The organism is Paenibacillus sp. EKM206P, assembly GCF_011066155.1.
Taxonomy (GTDB): Bacteria; Bacillota; Bacilli; order Paenibacillales; family Paenibacillaceae; genus Paenibacillus; species Paenibacillus polymyxa_D.
Window position 1 is genome coordinate 1 of the sequence record NZ_JAAMNQ010000107.1, and the last position, 285, is coordinate 285.

The 285-nt window shown below is 48.4% G+C and carries 1 protein-coding gene; it reads left to right on the forward strand.

The window, feature by feature from the left end; genetic code table 11:
- Positions 1 to 285: condensation domain-containing protein (locus tag G9G53_RS25925; protein WP_165150909.1), on the forward strand; the 285-nt coding region annotated here is incomplete at both ends.

Sequence of the window (285 nt, forward strand, 5' to 3'; positions counted from 1 at the left end):
TATGCGAATAGCGCAGCCATGGACAGTGAACACGCCTACTGGGAACAATGGAACGCAGCTGCTTTGGCTGACCAAGTTCGTTTACCTGAGGATCAAGCACAGGCTGACTCATTTACTTTGGCTGACACAGATACAGTGGTCGTCAAGCTTACGAAAGAAGAGACAGAAAGACTATTGAAGCAAGCACACCGCGCATATAACACGGAAGTGAACGATCTGTTGCTGACGGCTTTGGGCATGATGCTGTATACGTGGACGGGTCATGAACGCAGTCTGATTCATTTA